This is a genomic window from Rhodococcus sp. P4_E4, from assembly GCF_056401575.1.
Window position 1 is genome coordinate 133,367 of record NZ_JBFUJB010000008.1, and the last position, 17,219, is coordinate 150,585.

Here is a 17,219-nt window from a genome sequence, read left to right on the forward strand (position 1 = left end):
CGGTGCCGGCGCCATTAGGCTGGGGACCATGAGTGAGCAACGCAGCAAGGCCGACAACATCAGCTGGCAGGGTTTCTCCACGAAAGCGGTGCATGCGGGTTACGAACCCGATCCGCTGACCGGTGCGGTCAACGTGCCGATCTACGCAAGTTCCACCTTCGCCCAAGACGGCGTCGGTGGAATGCGCAGTGGCTTCGAGTACGCGCGAACGGGCAACCCCACCCGTCGCCCGCTCGAGGCGAACCTTGCCGCGCTCGAATCCGGAACCTACGGCCGAGCGTTCAGTTCGGGAATGGCGGCCACCGACTGCCTGCTCCGTTCGGTACTTCGACCGGGCGATCACCTGGTCATCCCCGACGACGCGTACGGCGGAACCTTCCGTCTCATCGACAAGGTGTTCACGCAGTGGGGGATCGAGTACACCCCGGCTCCGGTGTCCGACGTCGATGCGGTGCGCGCGGCGATGAAGTCCAACACCAAGCTGGTCTGGGTCGAGACGCCCACGAACCCGCTGCTCAATATCGGTGACATCGAGCTCCTTGCCGAGGTCGCCCACGAGGGCAACGCAAAGATCGTGGTGGACAACACCTTCGCGTCGCCGTACCTGCAGCAGCCGCTGCAGCTCGGTGCCGACATCGCGCTGCACTCCACGACCAAGTACATCGGCGGACACTCCGACGTGGTCGGTGGCGCTCTCGTCTGCAACGACGAAGAACTGGATACCGCGTTTGCGTTCCTGCAGAACGGATCCGGTGGCGTTCCCGGCCCGTTCGACGCGTTCCTGACGTTGCGCGGAATCAAGACACTGGCGCTGCGCATGGAGCGTCACAGTGACAACGCGGAGAAGGTCGTCGAATTGCTCGACGGCCACCCCGCGGTTGCCAGCGTCATCTACCCGGGCCTGGCTTCGCATCCGTCACACAAGGTCGCGGCCAAGCAGATGCGACGCTTCGGCGGCATGATCTCCGTCCGCCTCAAGGGCGGCAAGGCGGCAGCTCTCGACCTGTGCTCGCGCACCGAGATCTTCACGCTGGCAGAATCTCTCGGCGGCGTCGAATCTCTCATCGAGTTCCCCGGCGCGATGACCCACGCCTCGACGGCCGGTTCCGCTCTCGAGGTTCCCGACGATCTGGTTCGCCTGTCGGTCGGCATCGAAGACGCCTCCGATCTGGTCGGCGACATCGAGCAAGCGCTGTCCTGATCTTCGCTCTACAGTAATTCGACTTCGAATCTGCAGTGCGCCTTCACACCTCACGAGGGTGTGGAGGCGCACTTTCTGGAGGCATGCGTGAATCTCGAACAGATAAAGGCTGCACAGCAACTGCTCGCCCCGGTCATGCGACGCACCCCGGTCGTGGCCTCGCGAGTGTTGTCCGAAACCACCGGCTTCGCCGTGAGCTTGAAATGTGAAAACCTGCAGCGCACCGGCTCTTTCAAACCGCGCGGTGCGTACAACCGCATTGCCAATCTTTCCGCAGAGGAACGGGCAGCGGGCGTGGTGGCGGCCAGTGCCGGTAACCATGCGCAGGGAGTTGCCTGGTCTGCAACAGAACTGGGAATCAAGTCGACCGTCTTCATGCCGACGGGTGCGCCGCTGCCGAAGTTGGTGGCCACCAAGGCATATGGAGCTCAGGTCCACCTGCACGGTTCGACTGTCGACGAAGCGCTCGTGGCCGCTCGCGAATTCGCGGACCGGACGGGAGCAGTTCTGGTCCACCCCTTCGACCACGAGGACGTCGTGGCGGGGCAGGGGACTGTGGGGCTCGAAATCCTCGAGCAACTGCCTGAGGTCGGCACTATCCTCGTCCCCACCGGCGGCGGCGGGTTGATCGCCGGAGTGGCCGCAGCAGTCAAAGCTGTACGCCCGCAGGTCCGCATCGTCGGAGTGCAGGCCGAGACCGCGGCTGCCTGGCCGGCGTCGTTGGCAGCCGGGAAGCCGACCGCCTTGGCGTCGATGTCCACGATGGCAGACGGTATCGCCGTTGGCTGCCCGGGCGAGGTTCCGTTCGCCGAAGTTGCCGCCCATGTCGATGCCGTGGTGACGGTCAGCGAGGAAGCGCTGTCCAAAGCGCTCCTGCTGTGCCTCGAACGCGCCAAGCTCATCGTCGAACCGGCCGGCGTTGCGGCCGTTGCGGCCTTGATGACCTGCTCTCCGGAGGAGCTGGGACTGACAGGGCCGGTGTGCGCCGTGCTTTCCGGCGGCAACATCGATCCGCTGCTTCTCACGCACGTCATCTCGCACGGTCTGCGAGCGGCCGGACGGTTCCTCGGCGTTCACATCACCATCGACGATCGGCCGGGCGCACTGGTCTCGTTGCTCGAAGTGGTTCGAGCGAACGGCGCCAGCGTGGTCGACGTCATCCATTCCCGTACCGGTGGCGAACTCGCGCTCGACGAAGTGGAAGTCTTCCTCACCGTCGAGACGCGGGGTCCGGACAACAAGGCGGAACTTCTCACCGCCTTCGACCGTGCCGGCTACGCCGTACGACTGCAGAACTGACGCGACTTACTCGTCAGGCCAGCCGCCCAGAACCGTTACGCGGTACTCCTGGTCGACCAGCCTGGCGGGTACGTCGAGTTGATGTAGCCAGTCGATGGCCGAACCGCCCATGCCGACCGCAACCCGACTGAATGCGGCGGCCTGGGCGCAGGAAGATGCAATCACCGACACCGTGCGCCACATCGGCGTCGCCGTCGATTCGCGGTGCAGTGGTTTGACGGTGCTGGCCGTGGCGATCCCGCAGTCGGAAGGAAGCGCTACCTGGCACGTCGGGTCGCCGGGCAGGTCTTGAACCTGAATCTGCCAGCCGTCTTCCGGCGCCGGGCCGGCAACCGCGATGTCCCCGCCGAGGCCGACCAGTACTCCGCACCCGAGAAGCGTGGCGGTCGATGCCGCGCAGTGGTCCGCTGAACTGGCGCGGGCCGTCGCGGACAGATCGAGAACGACGTCGTCCGGGCTGTACACGCGGTTGTTCTCGACGCGGATCTTCCACCAGGAGTGAGGGTCTGCCGACCCGGCCGTCGGCGTGAGTTTGCCGTCGGTCAGTCGTGCGACGGCCAACGCGTCTTCGAGGAAGTGCGCGAACATCGGAGTCACGGCGACGCCGTCGACGTTGCTCGCGGCGCTGACATAGGTACGAATCTCGGAGTCGGCACGATCTCGATTGGTGGCAGCGTCGGCAGCGGTGAGGTATCCGCGAACCAGGCTGGCCGCGGAGGGAAGGACATCAGGGTCGGTGACGACAACCCGGGCCTGCACACCCCACGTGAGCCACTCGGAGGCCGAGCGCCGAGTGCTCACGAACCGTTGGAGACGGCGTCCGGGGTTCCGAATCCGGCGACCACGACGGGCCGCTTCGCTACGGGATTCTTGGTGTGAGAAGCCGAGGTGTCCGGCGCGAGTGCCGTGGCAGTGGGAGAAGAAACGAGTGAAAGTCCGCCGCTTGCGAGCGCTCCCGCCACAGCCGTGGCTGCGAGGGCGAGGCGAACGGGTCGATACACCGTAGTGCGTCCCCGGGCGGGTCGTGGCCGATCGTCGCTCATGCACTCAGCTTGCACGCCGAACCTGAGAAAAGCCTTGGTGTCTGTAGTCATTTGCGTAACGCCCACCGAGATAAATGAGACATTGGTTACAGGAGTCGCGAGACTGAGCCGTGTCGAATGCATGTTCGAAAGGGTAGATGTTCGCACCGACAAGTTTCGGGTACGACCACGTACGTAGATTTTCAGAGGTTTATCGGAGGTTCGGATGGCAGTCGGTGTCCTGGCGATCGCTGTGTCGATCGGCACCGCACTGGGCGTGATGAGTGGAACTCTCGGAGCGCCCGCACAAGTCGAGAAGAACGAGTCTTCGAATGCTGCAGTCTCACTTGCAGCCTGGAACGGACCGGCACGAACTCAGGACACACCTGAGGGAATCGTGCCTTCCGTACCCTCCAACTTTCCGGGAGCGACATTGGCGCCCGTTGGAGCGGTGGCGGTGTTCGCGCCGTGGATCAAGAAGGCCGGTGCTCTGTGCTCGGAGATCACGCCCGCGGTGATCGCTTCGCTGTACTCGGTCGAGAACGGATTCAAGTACGGACCCGATACCGACATCTCACCGGAAGGTGGGCGCGGGCCTGGCCGCTTCACCACCGCAGCGTGGACGGCATACGGCAAGGACGGTGACGGCGACGGAAAGATGGACATCCTGGGCGTTGCCGATCCGGTGATGACAACCGGATACCGGTTGTGCGATCTCGTGAAGCAAGCGCAGTCCTGGCAGAAGTCCGGTGAGGTCGAGGGCGATACCGTCGACCTCGCGCTCGCTGCCTACGACGTCGGGCCGGACGCAGTTCGCGAAGCGGGCGGCGTCCCCGCCGACAAGGCGGGCGAGGTTCCCGCGGAGCAGGCGGTCGCCGCTCCGTTTGTCGCACAGATCAAATCGTTGCAGGACTCGTTCGCTCTGATGCTCGCACCCTTCGACTACAACAACCTCGCCGCTGCCGTTGGCGGCGTCGTCGAGGCCGGTCTGAAGTTTCTCGGATTGCCGTACGTGTGGGGCGGCGGAAACATCAACGGGCCCTCGATGGGCGGGTTCGACTGCTCGGGTCTGACGTCGTACGCGATCCACGCGGCCACCGGAGTGACTCTGCCCCGGACCTCGGAGACACAGTGGGGCGTCGGCGTCGAGGTCCCGCTGGATCAGGCGCAGCCCGGTGACCTGTTGTTCGGCAACTGGCAGGCAGGCGGTCCCGGCCACGTGGCGATCTATGTCGGGAACGGACAGATGCTTCACGCACCCACATTCGGTGACGTGGTGAAGGTCGGCCCGATCTTCGCAGGCATGAAGGCTCGCCGCGTGGTGTGAGTGGGCCGGAACTGCAACGTCGACAGAGCAAGAAGCGCGTGCGCCTTCTTCGCGGGTAGCGATGAGGAACGTCTCGGTGTCACTCTCGTCGCCGTCGTAGTAGACCTTGACTACGGATCCGGGCAGTGCAACACCGGACTGAGTGGGGGCCTCGCCGACCTTTGCGCTGTTCAGCAGCTCCTGGAGCTGGCGAATGCGGGCTTCCTGCTGACCCTGCTCTTCGCGGGCAGCGTGGTAGCCGCCGTTCTCTTTCAGGTCACCCTCTTCGCGACGCTCGTTGATCTCGGCGGCGATGACCGGGCGATTGGCGATGAGCTGGTCGAGTTCGTTCTTGAGCCTGTCATGTGATTCCTGGGTAAGCCAGGTCACCTGGGTCTCGGTCATCTCGATCACTCCCTAGTAGTCGGAGCCGGGGGCTCCCTCGACGATCGCTGCAACAGCAGCGAACAACGACTCGGAAGCACCACCAGGGATGCAACCTTGCCGTCAAACCTTGCGTCAATGCAGCAATACACGGTTCCACCCGGAACCGTGTATCGGGCAATTCTATCACGCATGACTACCCGCCCTGTCCGGCGCCAAACGTCCGGCAGGGTGGATGCGTTCCGAGGTCAGCTCTTGGTCAGGTACTCCGGAACGTCGAAGCTACAGCCGTAGACGTCGGCCATGCCTGGCGGCTGGGACGTCTTGACCTCGGTGTTGAACTCGAGGGTCTGATGCTCGGAGGACGGGACGTAGACCTCACGTCGTCCGGTTTCGGATCCGTCCTTCGAGCGAGCGCGCACGATGCACATCGCGTCACGTGACGAGTCGTCGCGTGTGACGGTGAAGCGAATCTTCACCGTGGAGTCGTTGGCGATGTCGAACGAGATGGTCTCGGTCTCGATTTCCTTGACCGCAAATTTTCCGTACGCGTAGTACGCGATTCCGCCGCCTACGACGATGACGAGTGCGGTCAGAGCCCACACCATCCACTTGCGGGGACTGCTCGTGCGAGTTGTGCTCGGGTACCGATCTTGGGGAAGCGGTTTGCTCATCACTCTGCTCTCGAAGACTCGAGTTCACGTGTCGTGCAGCAACTGACTGTGTCCCGCCGAATTACCGAAGGGGTCACGGCTGCGCCAGGAACTCTCGGGTGGAACTATAGAGGACGTGTCCCGTCGCGCCGTCGGTAGGTTTGTCGGCAGTCGGTACGTTTGACGGCAACCACCCGGAGTAATCCGAGCGGTGCACAGCGTGTGACTCGAAGACTGCCGGTGACGGCTACAGGTGAACTGCCGGTGACGGCTACAAGTGAACTGCCGGCAACGGCTACAGGTGAAGTTGAGGTGAACGAACACGTGAGCGGATTCCGGCTCATGGCCGTCCATGCCCATCCCGACGACGAGTCGAGCAAGGGTGCGGCCACCACCGCCCGTTATGCAGCCGAAGGCCACGAAGTGATGGTCCTGACGCTCACCGGGGGTGAGCGTGGCGACATTCTCAACCCGGCCATGGACGTTCCCGGTGTCCGCGATCGAATCAGCGAAGTTCGCCAGGAGGAGATGGCCGAGGCCGCTCGCATCTTGGGCGTGAAGCAGCGCTGGCTCGGTTTCGTCGATTCCGGGCTCCCCGAGGGTGATCCTCTTCCTCCGCTGCCCGAAGGGTGCTTCGCCCTCGTTCCGCTCGAAGAGTCGACGCGCGCTCTGGTCAAGGTGATTCGCGAGTTCCGTCCCCACGTCGTCACGACGTACGACGAGAACGGCGGATACCCGCACCCGGACCACATCCGGTGCCACGAGGTGTCGATGGCTGCCTACGAGGCCGCTGCCGATCCCGAGTACTTCCCCGAGGACGGTCAGCCGTGGGAAATCAAGAAGGTCTACTACTCGCACGGATTCATCCGTAAGCGCCTCGAACTCTTCCAGGAGGAGTACGAGCGTCGCGGTGAGCCGTTCCCGATGGCGGACTGGCTCAAGAAGTGGAAGACCGAGCGCGGCGACATGATGGTCCGGGTGACCACTCAGGTCACGTGCGGCGACTACTTTCCCCAGCGTGACGACGCTCTGCGCGCGCACGCGACGCAGATCGATCCCAACGGTTCGTTCTTCGCTGTGCCGCTCGATATTCAGCAGAAGATCTGGCCCACCGAGGAATTCGAGCTCGCCAAGACGCGGGTCACCACGTCCATTCCGGAAACCGACCTGTTCGCAGGTCTCGAAGAGGACGCTCAGAAGTGAATGCTCTGTCCGCCGAGGTAGTTCTCGGCACCACACAATTTCTTGCTCAGACCCCGAGTAACCCATCCGGCCCGGAGTTCGGAAAGTCGTCTCCGGTCGGCCTGCTGGTGATTCTTGCGCTGCTCATCGGTGTGATCCTCTTGGTTCGGTCGATGAATCGCCAGCTCAAGAAGCTGCCGGAAACGTTCGAACCGGATCATCCCGAACTCGATCAGCAGGCAGACGAAGGCACCGACCGGGGAGCGATCACAGCTCCGAGCCCGGCGGAACCGAACGTCTCTACCGAGAAGAAGCCGAAGCAAGAATCCTGAGACGAACGAGGTAGCGACGATGGACCCACGGCTGCGGAACAACCTGGGTGGGTCCTCGAGCCCCTACCTGCGTCAGCACGCCGACAATCCGGTCCACTGGCAACAGTGGGGCGAAGAGGCGATGGAGTGGGCGCGCGAGCGCAACGTGCCGATCCTTCTCTCGATCGGATACTCGGCGTGCCACTGGTGCCACGTCATGGCGCACGAGTCGTTCGAGAACGACGAGATCGCGGCCGTCATGAACGCGAACTTCGTCTGTGTGAAGGTGGACCGCGAAGAACGTCCCGACATCGACGCCGTCTACATGAATGCGACGGTCGCGATGACCGGTCAGGGCGGCTGGCCCATGACCTGTTTTCTGACTCCCGACGGTTCACCGTTCTACTGCGGCACGTATTACCCGCCGACGCCTCGCGGCGGAATGCCGTCGTTCACACAGCTTCTCGAAGCGATAGTCGACACCTTCACGAATCGGCGCGACGAGGTCGACAACGCGGCGCAGTCGATCGTCACGGAACTTCAGCGCGCGTCTGGCGGAATTCCGTACGGCGGAGCGCCTATCGACGCCGAACTGCTGAACGCGGCGGGTCGATCGATCCTCGGTGACGAGGACATCCCGCGCGGGGGATTCGGTGGGGCACCGAAGTTTCCACCGTCGGCACTACTGGAGGGGCTGCTCCGACAGTTCGAGCGAACGGGTTCGGGCGAGATCCTCGGCGGTATCGAGCGCACCGCCGAAGCAATGGCACGCGGCGGTATCTACGACCAGTTGGGCGGGGGATTCTCGCGCTACTCGGTCGATGCCGAGTGGGTGGTTCCGCACTTCGAGAAGATGCTCTACGACAATGCGTTGCTCCTGCGGTTCTACGCGCACTTGGCGCGGCGAACCGGATCGGACCTGGCCACCCGCGTAGCCAGGGAGACCGCAGGATTTTTGCTCTCCGATCTGCTGACCGAGAACGGTTGCTTCGCTTCGGCTCTCGATGCCGACACCGACGGCGTCGAAGGCCTCACGTACGTATGGACGCCGACGCAGTTGGTCGAGGTACTCGGTGCGGAGGACGGGCAGTGGGCGGCGGACTTGTTCCGGGTCACCGATACCGGAACATTCGAAGAGGGTGCGTCGGTATTGCAATTGCTCCGTGACCCCGACGACTGGTCGCGCTGGCAGACGGTCTCCGACGCTCTTCGCGCCGCCCGGGCTCAGCGTCCACAGCCTGGCCGCGACGACAAAGTGGTGACGGCCTGGAACGGGTTGACCGTCACGGCTTTGACGGAAGCGGGACTTGCCCTGGATCGACCCGACTGGATCGCGGCGGCGGCCGAGTGCGCTGGCGCTCTTCTCGACCTTCACCTGGTGGACGGTCATTTGCGTCGCGCTTCCCTCGGCGGGGCTGTCGGCACCCCGACGGCAGTGCTCGAGGATTACGCAATGTTGGCCACCGGCCTCCTGGCTCTCTACCAGGCAACGGGATTCGCGCGGTGGCTCGATGCGGCGCAGCAGTTGCTCGACGTCACTGTCGACCACTTCGCCGATCCGGCCGAGCCGGGAAGCTGGTTCGACACGGCCGATTTCGCGGAGTCCCTCGTCACACGGCCCCGAGACCCGTTGGACGGCGCGACGCCGTCCGGTGCGTCGAGCGTCGCCGAGGCTCTGTTGACCGCGGCGGCGTTGACCGATGCCGATCGATCCTCTCGTTACGCCCAGGCCGCGGCGGACGCGCTGGCGAGGGCCACGCTGCCGCTCGAGCGTGCGCCTCGGTCGGCGGGACACTGGCTCACAGTGGCGGAAGCGTCGTTGCGTGGTCCGATACAGGTTGCCGTCGTCGGGGAAGGTTCGCTGTTGGCCGATGCCCGGCGGCTTGCCCCGGGTGGTGCAGTGGTTGTCGGCGGAGCGCCGGATTCTTCACCGCTGCTTGCAGATCGCCCCCTTGTCGACGACGGTGAAGCCGCGTACATCTGTCGGGGATTCGTGTGTGATCGGCCGGTGACGACGGTGGTGGAACTGGCGAATCAGTTGAACACGACGAGCCATACCGCGATGTAGTGGCAGATCGCTGCAATGACAGTGGCAGCGTGGAAGAACTCGTGATGCCCGAACGTCGTCGGCCACGGGTTGGGCCATTTTGTCGCGTACAGAATTGCGCCGACGCTGTAGAAGATTCCGCCGACGAGCAGCAGCACCATCGGCGCCACACCGACCTGGTGTGTCAGTTCACCGACCACGGGAACGATCGCCCAGCCGAGGAGAAGGTAGAGCGGTACCCCTACCCATTTCGGCGCGGTGGGCCAGAGCATCTTGAGGGCAACGCCGGCCAGTGCACCTGCCCACACGATCGCAAGAATGATCTTGCCGGTGTGGGTGGGAAGGCCGAGCATGGCGAACGGTGTGTAGCTGCCGGCGATGAAGAGAAAGATCATCGAATGGTCAGCACGCTTCATCCACGTACGGCCCTTGACGGTCTGCCACTGGATGCGGTGATACGTCGCGCTGATGCCGAACAGGCCGCAGATCGTGATGCTGTAGATCGCGGTTGCCCAAGCCGCCTTGGCGCCCACCTGAGCGCCGGCTACGGAGACGAGAACGATGCCCGCGACGACGGAGACACCGAGCGCCCACAGATGGATCCAACCGCGCATGCGTGGTTTGACCGGAAGCTCGTCGAGCCCGAATGCCGTCATGTGCAACCCCTCTCGTTCCGTGCTGTTGCGAACTACGTAACCTACGGTACCGTAGGTTACGCACCAGTAGCATAACCTACCTGCGGGTTTTCGACGCGTACAAAAAGCGTGACGGCGCTCGCATGTGGCTGTCACTGCCGGGCGTAGTCTTTGACACCATGGTGATGTCACGGTGAATCTGCGCGGACTGCTGTACAGCATCTACGAGCGACGGCTCCTCAGTCATCTCGACGGTCTCGCGCACCCACGGCACGTAGCCGTGATGTGTGACGGAAACCGGCGATGGGCTCGCGAGAACGGCTTCACCGATGTCAGTCACGGGCACCGCATGGGCGCGCTCAAAATTGCCGAATTGCTCGAGTGGTGCGACGCCGCCGGAATCGAGATGGCAACCATCTACCTGCTCTCGACCGAGAACCTGCGCCGCGAGCCGGAAGAGCTCGACACGCTCCTCGAAATCATCACCGACGTCGTCGAAGAGATCTCCGGGCCCGGCAAGAACTGGAGTGTGCAGATCGTCGGTGCTCTCGATCTTCTGCCCCCCGAGCAGTCCAGGCGCTTGCGGGAAGCGGCGGCGGGGACCAGTGGCCGAACCGGGACACATGTCAACGTCGCGATCGGATACGGCGGACGTCAGGAGATCGCCGACGCCGTCCAATCGCTCCTGTGTGACAAGATCGGTGCGGGTCTGAGCGGAGACGAACTGATCCAGGCCGTCACGGTCGACGGCATCGACGGTCATCTGTACACGTCGGGACAGCCCGATCCGGATCTGGTGATCCGCACCTCCGGCGAGCAGCGGCTCTCCGGATTCCTGTTGTGGCAGAGCGCTTATTCGGAGATCTGGTTCACCGAGGCGTACTGGCCCGAGTTCCGTCGAGTCGACTTTCTTCGAGCCTTGCGTGACTACGCGGCGCGCCACCGCCGGTTCGGCGCCTGAGCCGTCTCAGAGCTTGCGCAGGCGCAGTCGGTTGATCGTGTGATCGGCGTCCTTGCGCAGTACCAGGGTTGCGCGGGGGCGGGTGGGGAGAATGTTCTCCACCAGGTTCGGGTGATTGATCGAGTTCCAGATCTCCTTCGCCGCGATGGTCGCGTCACGGTCGGAGAGGCCGGAGTAGTGGTGAAAGTGAGCGTTCGGATCGGCGAACGACGTGTTGCGTAGCGCGAGGAACCGCTGGATGTACCAGGCTTCGATGTCCTCGATTCGGGCGTCGACGTAGATCGAGAAGTCGAACAGATCGGAGACCATCAGACGCGGGCCGGTCTGCAGGACGTTGAGGCCCTCGATGATGAGGATGTCAGGCTGGCGGATCAGGTGGTACTGGCCCGGGATGATGTCGTACGACGTATGCGAATAGACCGGCGCCGCTACCTCTTCCGCCCCGGACTTGACTTCGGTGACGAAGCGCAACAGCTTGCGGCGATCGTAACTTTCGGGAAAACCCTTGCGGTGCATGATGCCCCGACGCTGGAGTTCCCTGGTCGGATAGAGGAATCCGTCCGTGGTGACGAGGTCGACGCGTGGATGGTGGTCCCAGCGGGCCAGGAGAGCTTGCAGCACACGAGCAGTCGTGGATTTTCCGACCGCGACCGAACCGGCGACACCGATGACGAAGGGCACCTGACGGTCGGGATGCTTCTCACCGAGGAACGTCGCGGTGGCCGCGAACAGCCGTTGGCGTGCCGCCACCTGCAGGTGGATCAGACGTGCGAGGGGGAGATAAACCTCGGCAACTTCTTCGAGATCGATCTGCTCGCCGAGACCACGCAGGCCGTACAACTCGTCCTCGGTCAACACCAGCGGCGTCGACTTACGCAGTGTCCGCCACTGCTTGCGGTCGAACTCGACGTAGGGACTCGATTCGTTGGTGCGCGCCATCAGCCCAGCTCACCGGCATGTAGTGAACCCGGGGCCCGGCGGACGAAACAGCTATGCGAGCAAGCCAGGCGCGTGTGCGCACGATCCGAGTGCATAGTCGGATTGTGCTCGGTGCCACGTCCGGGACTTTCGCCGGGTGGCATTCCGGAGCGAGCGGCTAGGCTCGGTCGTTATGGATCCAGACACACTTGTTCGCCAATATCTGCTGCTCGGACTGGGTTTCGACCGTCTCGAAGACGGGTTCGTCGACGCGTTCACCGGTGACCCCGCGCTGCGTAAGCAGATCGAGAGCGCCCCGAAGCCCGATCCGCGTGAACTTGCCCGCACGGCACGTGAATTGCGGGGCGAGCTGGCCGGAAGTGGTCTGAATGCCGAGCGCGCTCACTTCATCGACGTTCACCTTCGCGCCCTGGAATGCTCCGGGCGCAAGTTCGCGGGTGAGGACATCGGCTTCGTGGACGAGGTGGAGGCGTACTTCGACGTACGAATCGAAAAGGGAAACGAGGACGCCTACAGCGACGCGCACCGGTTGATGGGTGAAGTTCTGCCCGGTCCGGGACCGCTGGCACAGCGAGTGCAGGCGCATCGCAAGGCCGACGAGATCCCCGCGGCGAGACTGAACGAGTGCGTCGAGGCAATGTCGAGTGCGCTGCGCGATCTGGTCCGCGGCACGTTCGGGCTTCCGGCGTCGGAAACCGTCGAATACGAAGTGGTGGGGGACAAGCCGTGGTCCGGCTTCAACTACTACCTTGGTGACTACCGCTCCAAGGTTGCGATCAATTCGGATCTGCCGCAGTTCATGGCCAACCTGCCGCGGCTGATCGCGCACGAGTCCTACCCCGGCCATCACACCGAGCATTGCCGTAAGGAAGCCGGTCTGGTCGGTTCGGGTCAGCTCGAGCAGACACTGTTCCTGGTCAACACGCCGCAGTGCATCATGGCCGAAGGCCTCGCAGATCTGGCGCTGGAAGCGATCGTCGGTCCGGAGTGGGGCTTGTGGGCGCAGGACATCTACGCCGATCTCGGCTTGTCTTTCGACGGGGAAAAGGCGCAACGGCTCTCCGCCGCGTCGGGGCAACTGCTGAGTGTTCGTCAGGATGCCGCTCTGATGTTGCACGACGAGGGGCGCAGCCTCGACGACGTGGCACTGTTCCTCGAACGGTGGTCGCTGTCGACGCCGGAACGCGCTCGCCAATCGCTCAAGTTCCTGTCTTCACCGCTGTGGCGGGCGTACACCAGCACGTATGTCGAGGGATACCGGCTGCTCGGGGGCTGGCTGGACGAGGTGCCGGTGGGCGCAGAGCGCACCGAACGCTTCCGCAGGCTGCTCGACGAGCCGCTGGTCCCCAGCTCTCTGCGTGCTGCCTAGTGCCGGGTGGAGACGGCGGGAGCGAACTTCGTAGACTGGACGCATTCGTTTCCGCATCCAGCTTGGAGATTCCTCGATGACCGCTGTGCCCGGCTCCGACGTCAACTCTGCATCACTTGCCGAACTCGACCCCGAAGTCGCCGAGGCGATGGCTGGTGAATTGGCTCGTCAGCGCGACACGCTCGAGATGATCGCGTCGGAGAACTTCGTTCCCCGCTCGGTTCTGCAGGCTCAGGGCAGCGTCCTGACCAACAAGTACGCCGAGGGCTACCCGGGACGTCGTTACTACGGAGGTTGCGAGCACGTCGACGTCATCGAGGATCTGGCGCGCAACCGTGCGAAGGAACTCTTCGGTGCAGAGTTCGCGAACGTTCAGCCGCACTCGGGCGCACAGGCCAACGCTGCTGTTCTGATGGCACTGATGAACCCGGGTGAGAAGCTGCTCGGCCTCGACCTTGCACACGGTGGTCACCTCACGCACGGCATGAAGCTGAACTTCTCCGGCAAGTTGTACGACGTCGCGTCCTACGGCGTCAGCAAGGAAGATCACCGCATCGACATGGACGAGGTGCGCTCGATCGCCCTCGCCGAGAAGCCGAAGGTCATCGTTGCCGGTTGGTCCGCGTACCCGCGTCAGCAGGACTTCGCGGCGTTCCGTGCGATCGCCGACGAGGTCGGGGCGTACCTGTGGGTGGACATGGCTCACTTCGCCGGACTGGTTGCCGCAGGCCTGCACCCGTCGCCCGTCCCGTACGCGGACGTCGTCTCCTCGACCGTCCACAAGACACTCGGTGGACCGCGTTCCGGCCTGATCCTGGCGAAGAAGGAGTGGGCCAAGAAGCTCAACTCCGCTGTCTTCCCGGGTCAGCAGGGTGGACCGCTCATGCACGCCATCGCGGCCAAGGCAGTCACCTTCAAGATCGCTGCCGGTGAAGAGTTCAAGGATCGTCAGGCACGCACCCTTTCCGGTGCGCGCATCCTTGCCGAGCGTCTGGGCAACAAGGACGTCGCAGACCAGGGCATCAGCGTCCTGACCGGCGGCACAGACGTCCACCTCGTTCTCGTGGACCTGCGTAACTCACAGCTCGACGGCCAGCAGGGTGAGGACCTTCTGCACGAAATCGGCATCACGGTCAACCGCAACGCTGTTCCGTTCGATCCCCGCCCGCCGATGACCACCTCCGGTCTGCGTATCGGTACCGCAGCGTTGGCCACCCGCGGATTCGGCGATGCCGAGTTCACCGAGGTCGCCGACATCATCGGTACCGCTCTGGCCGGCAACGCGGATCTGCCGGCGCTGCGTGCGCGCGTCGCCAAGCTCGCCCTCGACCTTCCGCTGTACGACGGTCTCGAGAACTGGGGCCTGCTCAGCAAGAACGTCTAGGTATTCCTTCACCGACGGCCCGGTCCCTTTCGAGGGCCGGGCCGCGGGTTTTTGCCAGTCGCGGATTGTGGCATCGGTCACATGACCGATGGTGGCCGAGTTCGGCGCTTCCTAGCCTGAGAGCATCACCCCTCCGGCGAAGGAAACCCCATGACCGAACAGAATCTGCATTGGCTCTCCGCTACCGAGATGGCGGCGTCGGTCGCGTCGAACAGTCTCTCGCCCAACGAGATTGCCGAAGCGATGATCCAGCGCGTCGACGCAGTCAATCCGTCGATCAACGCGATAGTGCAATTCGATCGCGAGCAGGTCACGCGCGACGCGGCCGAACTCTCACGGCAACAGGAATCGGGCGAGAAACTCGGCCCGCTGCACGGCGTTCCGTTCACGATCAAAGATCTGACGGCAGTCGACGGGCTGCCGACCACGTTCGGGATGAAGCCGATGGCCGACAACATCGCGACGGGAAATGCCGTCGTCGTGGACAGGCTGCGCGGCGCCGGCGGACTGTTCCTGGGAAAGACGAACACTCCCGAAAGCGGTTACTACGGTGGCACGGACAACCACCTGTACGGGCCGACGCACAACCCGTGGAAGCTCGGCAACAGCGCGGGCGGGTCCAGTGGCGGCGCGTCGGCCGCTGTGGCTGCAGGCCTCGGGCCACTTGCCGAGGGCAGTGACGGCGCCGGATCGGTGCGTATCCCGTCGGCGCTCTGCGGGGTCGTCGGGCTCAAACCGACCACCGGCGTGATTCCTCAGACCATCCTGGCCGGGCGCTTCTACAACTGGGCGTACCACGGTCCGATCACCAGGACCGTCGCCGACAACGCGCTGATGCTCGACATCATGGCCGGGCCGGACAATGCGGATCCGCTCTCGATCGAGCGTGCGGAGACCTCGTACGTCGAAGCGGCGAAGGGTGACGTGAAGGGGCTTCGCGTCGCGTGGTCGACGAATCTCGGCCTCGGCCATGTTGATCCGGAGGTGCTGGCGGTGTGCCTCGACGCGCTGGCGGCATTCGAGGAATTGGGTGCCCAGATCACCGAGGCGACCCCGCAGTGGGGAAATCCGTCGGAGTCGATGTGGAACGGCATCTGGGTTCCCGGTTTCGCTTCCGAATACGACTTGCTCGACTGGGAGAACCAGCGCGGCGAGGTCGACGACAACCTGATCGAGATCATGCACGAGGCCGAGCGGCTCACCGGTGTCGACGTCGGGCGGGCCGACGCATTCCGCGGCGTCATGTGGGACACGTGGACCACGTTCATGAACGACTACGACGTATTGGTCTCGCCGACCTTGGCTTCGGCCACGTTCCCGCTCAGTCAGTTCGCGCCGTCGTGGCTCGAAGGCGCGTCGCTGCGTGAGCAGTTGCTCGATTGGCTCTTCACCTACCCGTACAACATGCTCAACAACCCCGCGATCACCGTGCCCGCCGGATTCACCGCCGACGGTCGACCGGTGGGGCTGCAGATCGCCGCACGCCACCGCCAGGACGCACTGGTTCTGCGGACTGCCGCGAACTTCGAAGCGGTGCGTCCGTGGGCGGACAGGAAGCCGGCCGATTCACTGGTGGTGGCCTAGCTCACACGATTGGCTAGATTGGTGTGATGACGTCTGTACTGCCTGATCGCGGCGCTGGACCTGACATGTTCGCGCCGCGATCGCCGGCGGCCGGGGCATACGGCATTCTCGGCCTGTGCGCCGAAGAACTCCGCGCACGTGGACTCGCGTACTCGGCTGCGGCGGTCACGTACCGGGACCCGTCGAGCGGACGGCATCGGGCTCTGGCGAGTTCCGGATACGACGCCAGGGTGCTCGAGTTCCTGCTCGACGACTTCGTCGCCGATCGCAATCTCTTCGGCATCATTCGCGAGGCTTCGGGCGTGCCAGTGTTCTGGCAGGACGTGCCACGATTCGAGCAGGTCGAGATGGTTACCGATGTTCTGCGGCCGTCCGGGTACGCCGAGGGCGCGTCGGTCGCATTGGGGTTCTCCGGCCGTGAGGTGACCGGATTGCTGCACATGAGCTTCGCGGATTCCGGCGTCGTCGATCGCGTGCGCGAGGTGGTGGCGGCGTCCAGCGCGGCCTGCTCGCGCGTCGTGGGGGACCAGGTGGCGCTCGATCGTGTCCATCTGAGCCCACGGGAGATCCAAGTACTGCAATTGGTGGCCAGGGGCGCGGGCAATGTCGAGATCGCCGAGGAGTTGTTCGTCAGCCGTCGCACTGTCGCCACCCACCTCGAGAACATCTTCGTCAAGACCGGAACCAATTCGCGGGTTCAGGCAGCGGTGCGCGCCGCGAAGTGGGGTCTGATCGAGTCCTGAGTGACGCTGAATCACACGAGTGGCATTTTGTTACCTGGCGTTCACCAGATGTGCGGCTCGTTCCGTGGCGCGAGTGTCCGATCCGCAGTACCGTCGGCAGTAACGAGTAACCAGAAGTTACTTGTGCGGGAGGTTCTGATCGTGACTGAAACACTCAGTACGAGAGGGCCGGCGCCCGGCCCTTGTTTCAGCTGACACA

16 protein-coding genes and 1 pseudogene are annotated in these 17,219 nt (G+C 64.0%); 11 read left to right on the forward strand and 6 right to left on the reverse strand.

What is annotated here, in order from left to right; genetic code table 11:
• Positions 1 to 28: 28 nt before the first annotated feature.
• Together AC1DVN_RS11925 and ilvA are read left to right on the forward strand one after the other, a co-directional pair.
• A complete protein-coding gene (locus AC1DVN_RS11925; RefSeq protein ID WP_007728802.1) occupies positions 29 to 1,201 on the forward strand; it encodes a cystathionine gamma-synthase in 1,173 nt (390 codons plus the stop codon).
• Positions 1,202 to 1,336: 135 nt separating this feature from the next.
• Entirely contained in the window at positions 1,337 to 2,500 is a 1,164-nt protein-coding gene (gene ilvA / locus AC1DVN_RS11930; protein ID WP_223257899.1) for a threonine ammonia-lyase, read from the forward strand.
• 6 nt (positions 2,501 to 2,506) lie between these two features.
• Here the strand turns inward: ilvA and AC1DVN_RS11935 are convergent, their stop codons facing one another.
• Both AC1DVN_RS11935 and AC1DVN_RS11940 read right to left on the reverse strand, forming a co-directional pair.
• A complete protein-coding gene (locus tag AC1DVN_RS11935; RefSeq protein WP_046378938.1) occupies positions 2,507 to 3,301 on the reverse strand; it encodes an FAD:protein FMN transferase in 795 nt (264 codons plus the stop codon).
• Positions 3,298 to 3,543 (reverse strand): hypothetical protein, encoded by a 246-nt coding sequence (locus AC1DVN_RS11940; protein WP_153211881.1) that lies wholly within the window; start codon positions 3,541 to 3,543, stop codon positions 3,298 to 3,300. Before AC1DVN_RS11940 ends, AC1DVN_RS11935 begins: the two co-directional genes overlap by 4 nt.
• Positions 3,544 to 3,748: 205 nt before the next feature.
• Here AC1DVN_RS11940 and AC1DVN_RS11945 point away from each other — a divergent pair, with 205 nt between their 5' ends.
• A complete protein-coding gene (locus AC1DVN_RS11945; protein ID WP_051636488.1) occupies positions 3,749 to 4,849 on the forward strand; it encodes a C40 family peptidase in 1,101 nt (366 codons plus the stop codon).
• 36 nt (positions 4,850 to 4,885) lie between these two features.
• On the opposite strand, the pseudogene greA reads toward AC1DVN_RS11945, so the two are convergent.
• Positions 4,886 to 5,233: pseudogene (gene greA / locus AC1DVN_RS11950) on the reverse strand (transcription elongation factor GreA); the annotation flags it as partial.
• 227 nt (positions 5,234 to 5,460) lie between these two features.
• A complete protein-coding gene (locus tag AC1DVN_RS11955) occupies positions 5,461 to 5,886 on the reverse strand; it encodes a DUF4307 domain-containing protein (RefSeq protein ID WP_021345049.1) in 426 nt (141 codons plus the stop codon).
• A 303-nt stretch (positions 5,887 to 6,189) separates the two neighbouring features.
• On the opposite strand from AC1DVN_RS11955, the gene mca reads away from it, so the two are divergent.
• The 3 genes from mca to AC1DVN_RS11970 are packed head-to-tail and all read left to right on the forward strand — an operon-like array spanning position 6,190 to position 9,426.
• Complete coding sequence (gene mca / locus AC1DVN_RS11960) at positions 6,190 to 7,068, forward strand: mycothiol conjugate amidase Mca (protein ID WP_020908526.1); 879 nt, start codon at positions 6,190 to 6,192, stop codon at positions 7,066 to 7,068.
• Positions 7,065 to 7,379: a hypothetical protein gene (locus AC1DVN_RS11965; protein WP_007726381.1), complete on the forward strand. Its 315-nt coding sequence runs from the start codon at positions 7,065 to 7,067 to the stop codon at positions 7,377 to 7,379. Before mca ends, AC1DVN_RS11965 begins: the two co-directional genes overlap by 4 nt.
• A gap of 19 nt (positions 7,380 to 7,398) precedes the next feature.
• Entirely contained in the window at positions 7,399 to 9,426 is a 2,028-nt protein-coding gene (locus tag AC1DVN_RS11970) for a thioredoxin domain-containing protein (protein WP_477993814.1), read from the forward strand.
• On the opposite strand, the gene trhA is transcribed toward AC1DVN_RS11970, so the two are convergent.
• Entirely contained in the window at positions 9,393 to 10,061 is a 669-nt protein-coding gene (gene trhA, locus AC1DVN_RS11975; protein WP_020970260.1) for a PAQR family membrane homeostasis protein TrhA, read from the reverse strand. The two genes, AC1DVN_RS11970 and trhA, sit on opposite strands and share 34 nt — an antisense overlap.
• Positions 10,062 to 10,233: 172 nt before the next feature.
• Between trhA and AC1DVN_RS11980 the strand changes: the two genes are divergently transcribed.
• Positions 10,234 to 11,001, forward strand: coding sequence for an isoprenyl transferase (locus AC1DVN_RS11980; protein WP_477993815.1), 768 nt, complete (start codon positions 10,234 to 10,236; stop codon positions 10,999 to 11,001).
• Between the two features lie 6 nt (positions 11,002 to 11,007).
• Here the strand turns inward: AC1DVN_RS11980 and coaA are convergent, their stop codons facing one another.
• Positions 11,008 to 11,940, reverse strand: coding sequence for a type I pantothenate kinase (gene coaA, locus AC1DVN_RS11985; RefSeq protein WP_003945270.1), 933 nt, complete (start codon positions 11,938 to 11,940; stop codon positions 11,008 to 11,010).
• A gap of 172 nt (positions 11,941 to 12,112) precedes the next feature.
• On the opposite strand from coaA, the gene AC1DVN_RS11990 reads away from it, so the two are divergent.
• From AC1DVN_RS11990 to AC1DVN_RS12005, 4 genes are all read left to right on the forward strand, one after another.
• Entirely contained in the window at positions 12,113 to 13,309 is a 1,197-nt protein-coding gene (locus AC1DVN_RS11990; RefSeq protein ID WP_020970259.1) for a hypothetical protein, read from the forward strand.
• Positions 13,310 to 13,385: 76 nt separating this feature from the next.
• On the forward strand, positions 13,386 to 14,693 hold the full coding sequence (gene glyA, locus AC1DVN_RS11995; RefSeq protein WP_003945195.1) for a serine hydroxymethyltransferase: 1,308 nt from the start codon (positions 13,386 to 13,388) through the stop codon (positions 14,691 to 14,693).
• Positions 14,694 to 14,843: 150 nt separating this feature from the next.
• Positions 14,844 to 16,277, forward strand: coding sequence for an amidase (locus AC1DVN_RS12000; protein WP_019744590.1), 1,434 nt, complete (start codon positions 14,844 to 14,846; stop codon positions 16,275 to 16,277).
• Positions 16,278 to 16,303: 26 nt separating this feature from the next.
• Positions 16,304 to 17,020, forward strand: a complete 717-nt coding sequence (locus tag AC1DVN_RS12005; RefSeq protein WP_007726367.1) for a helix-turn-helix transcriptional regulator — start codon at positions 16,304 to 16,306, stop codon at positions 17,018 to 17,020.
• Positions 17,021 to 17,219 lie beyond the last annotated feature (199 nt).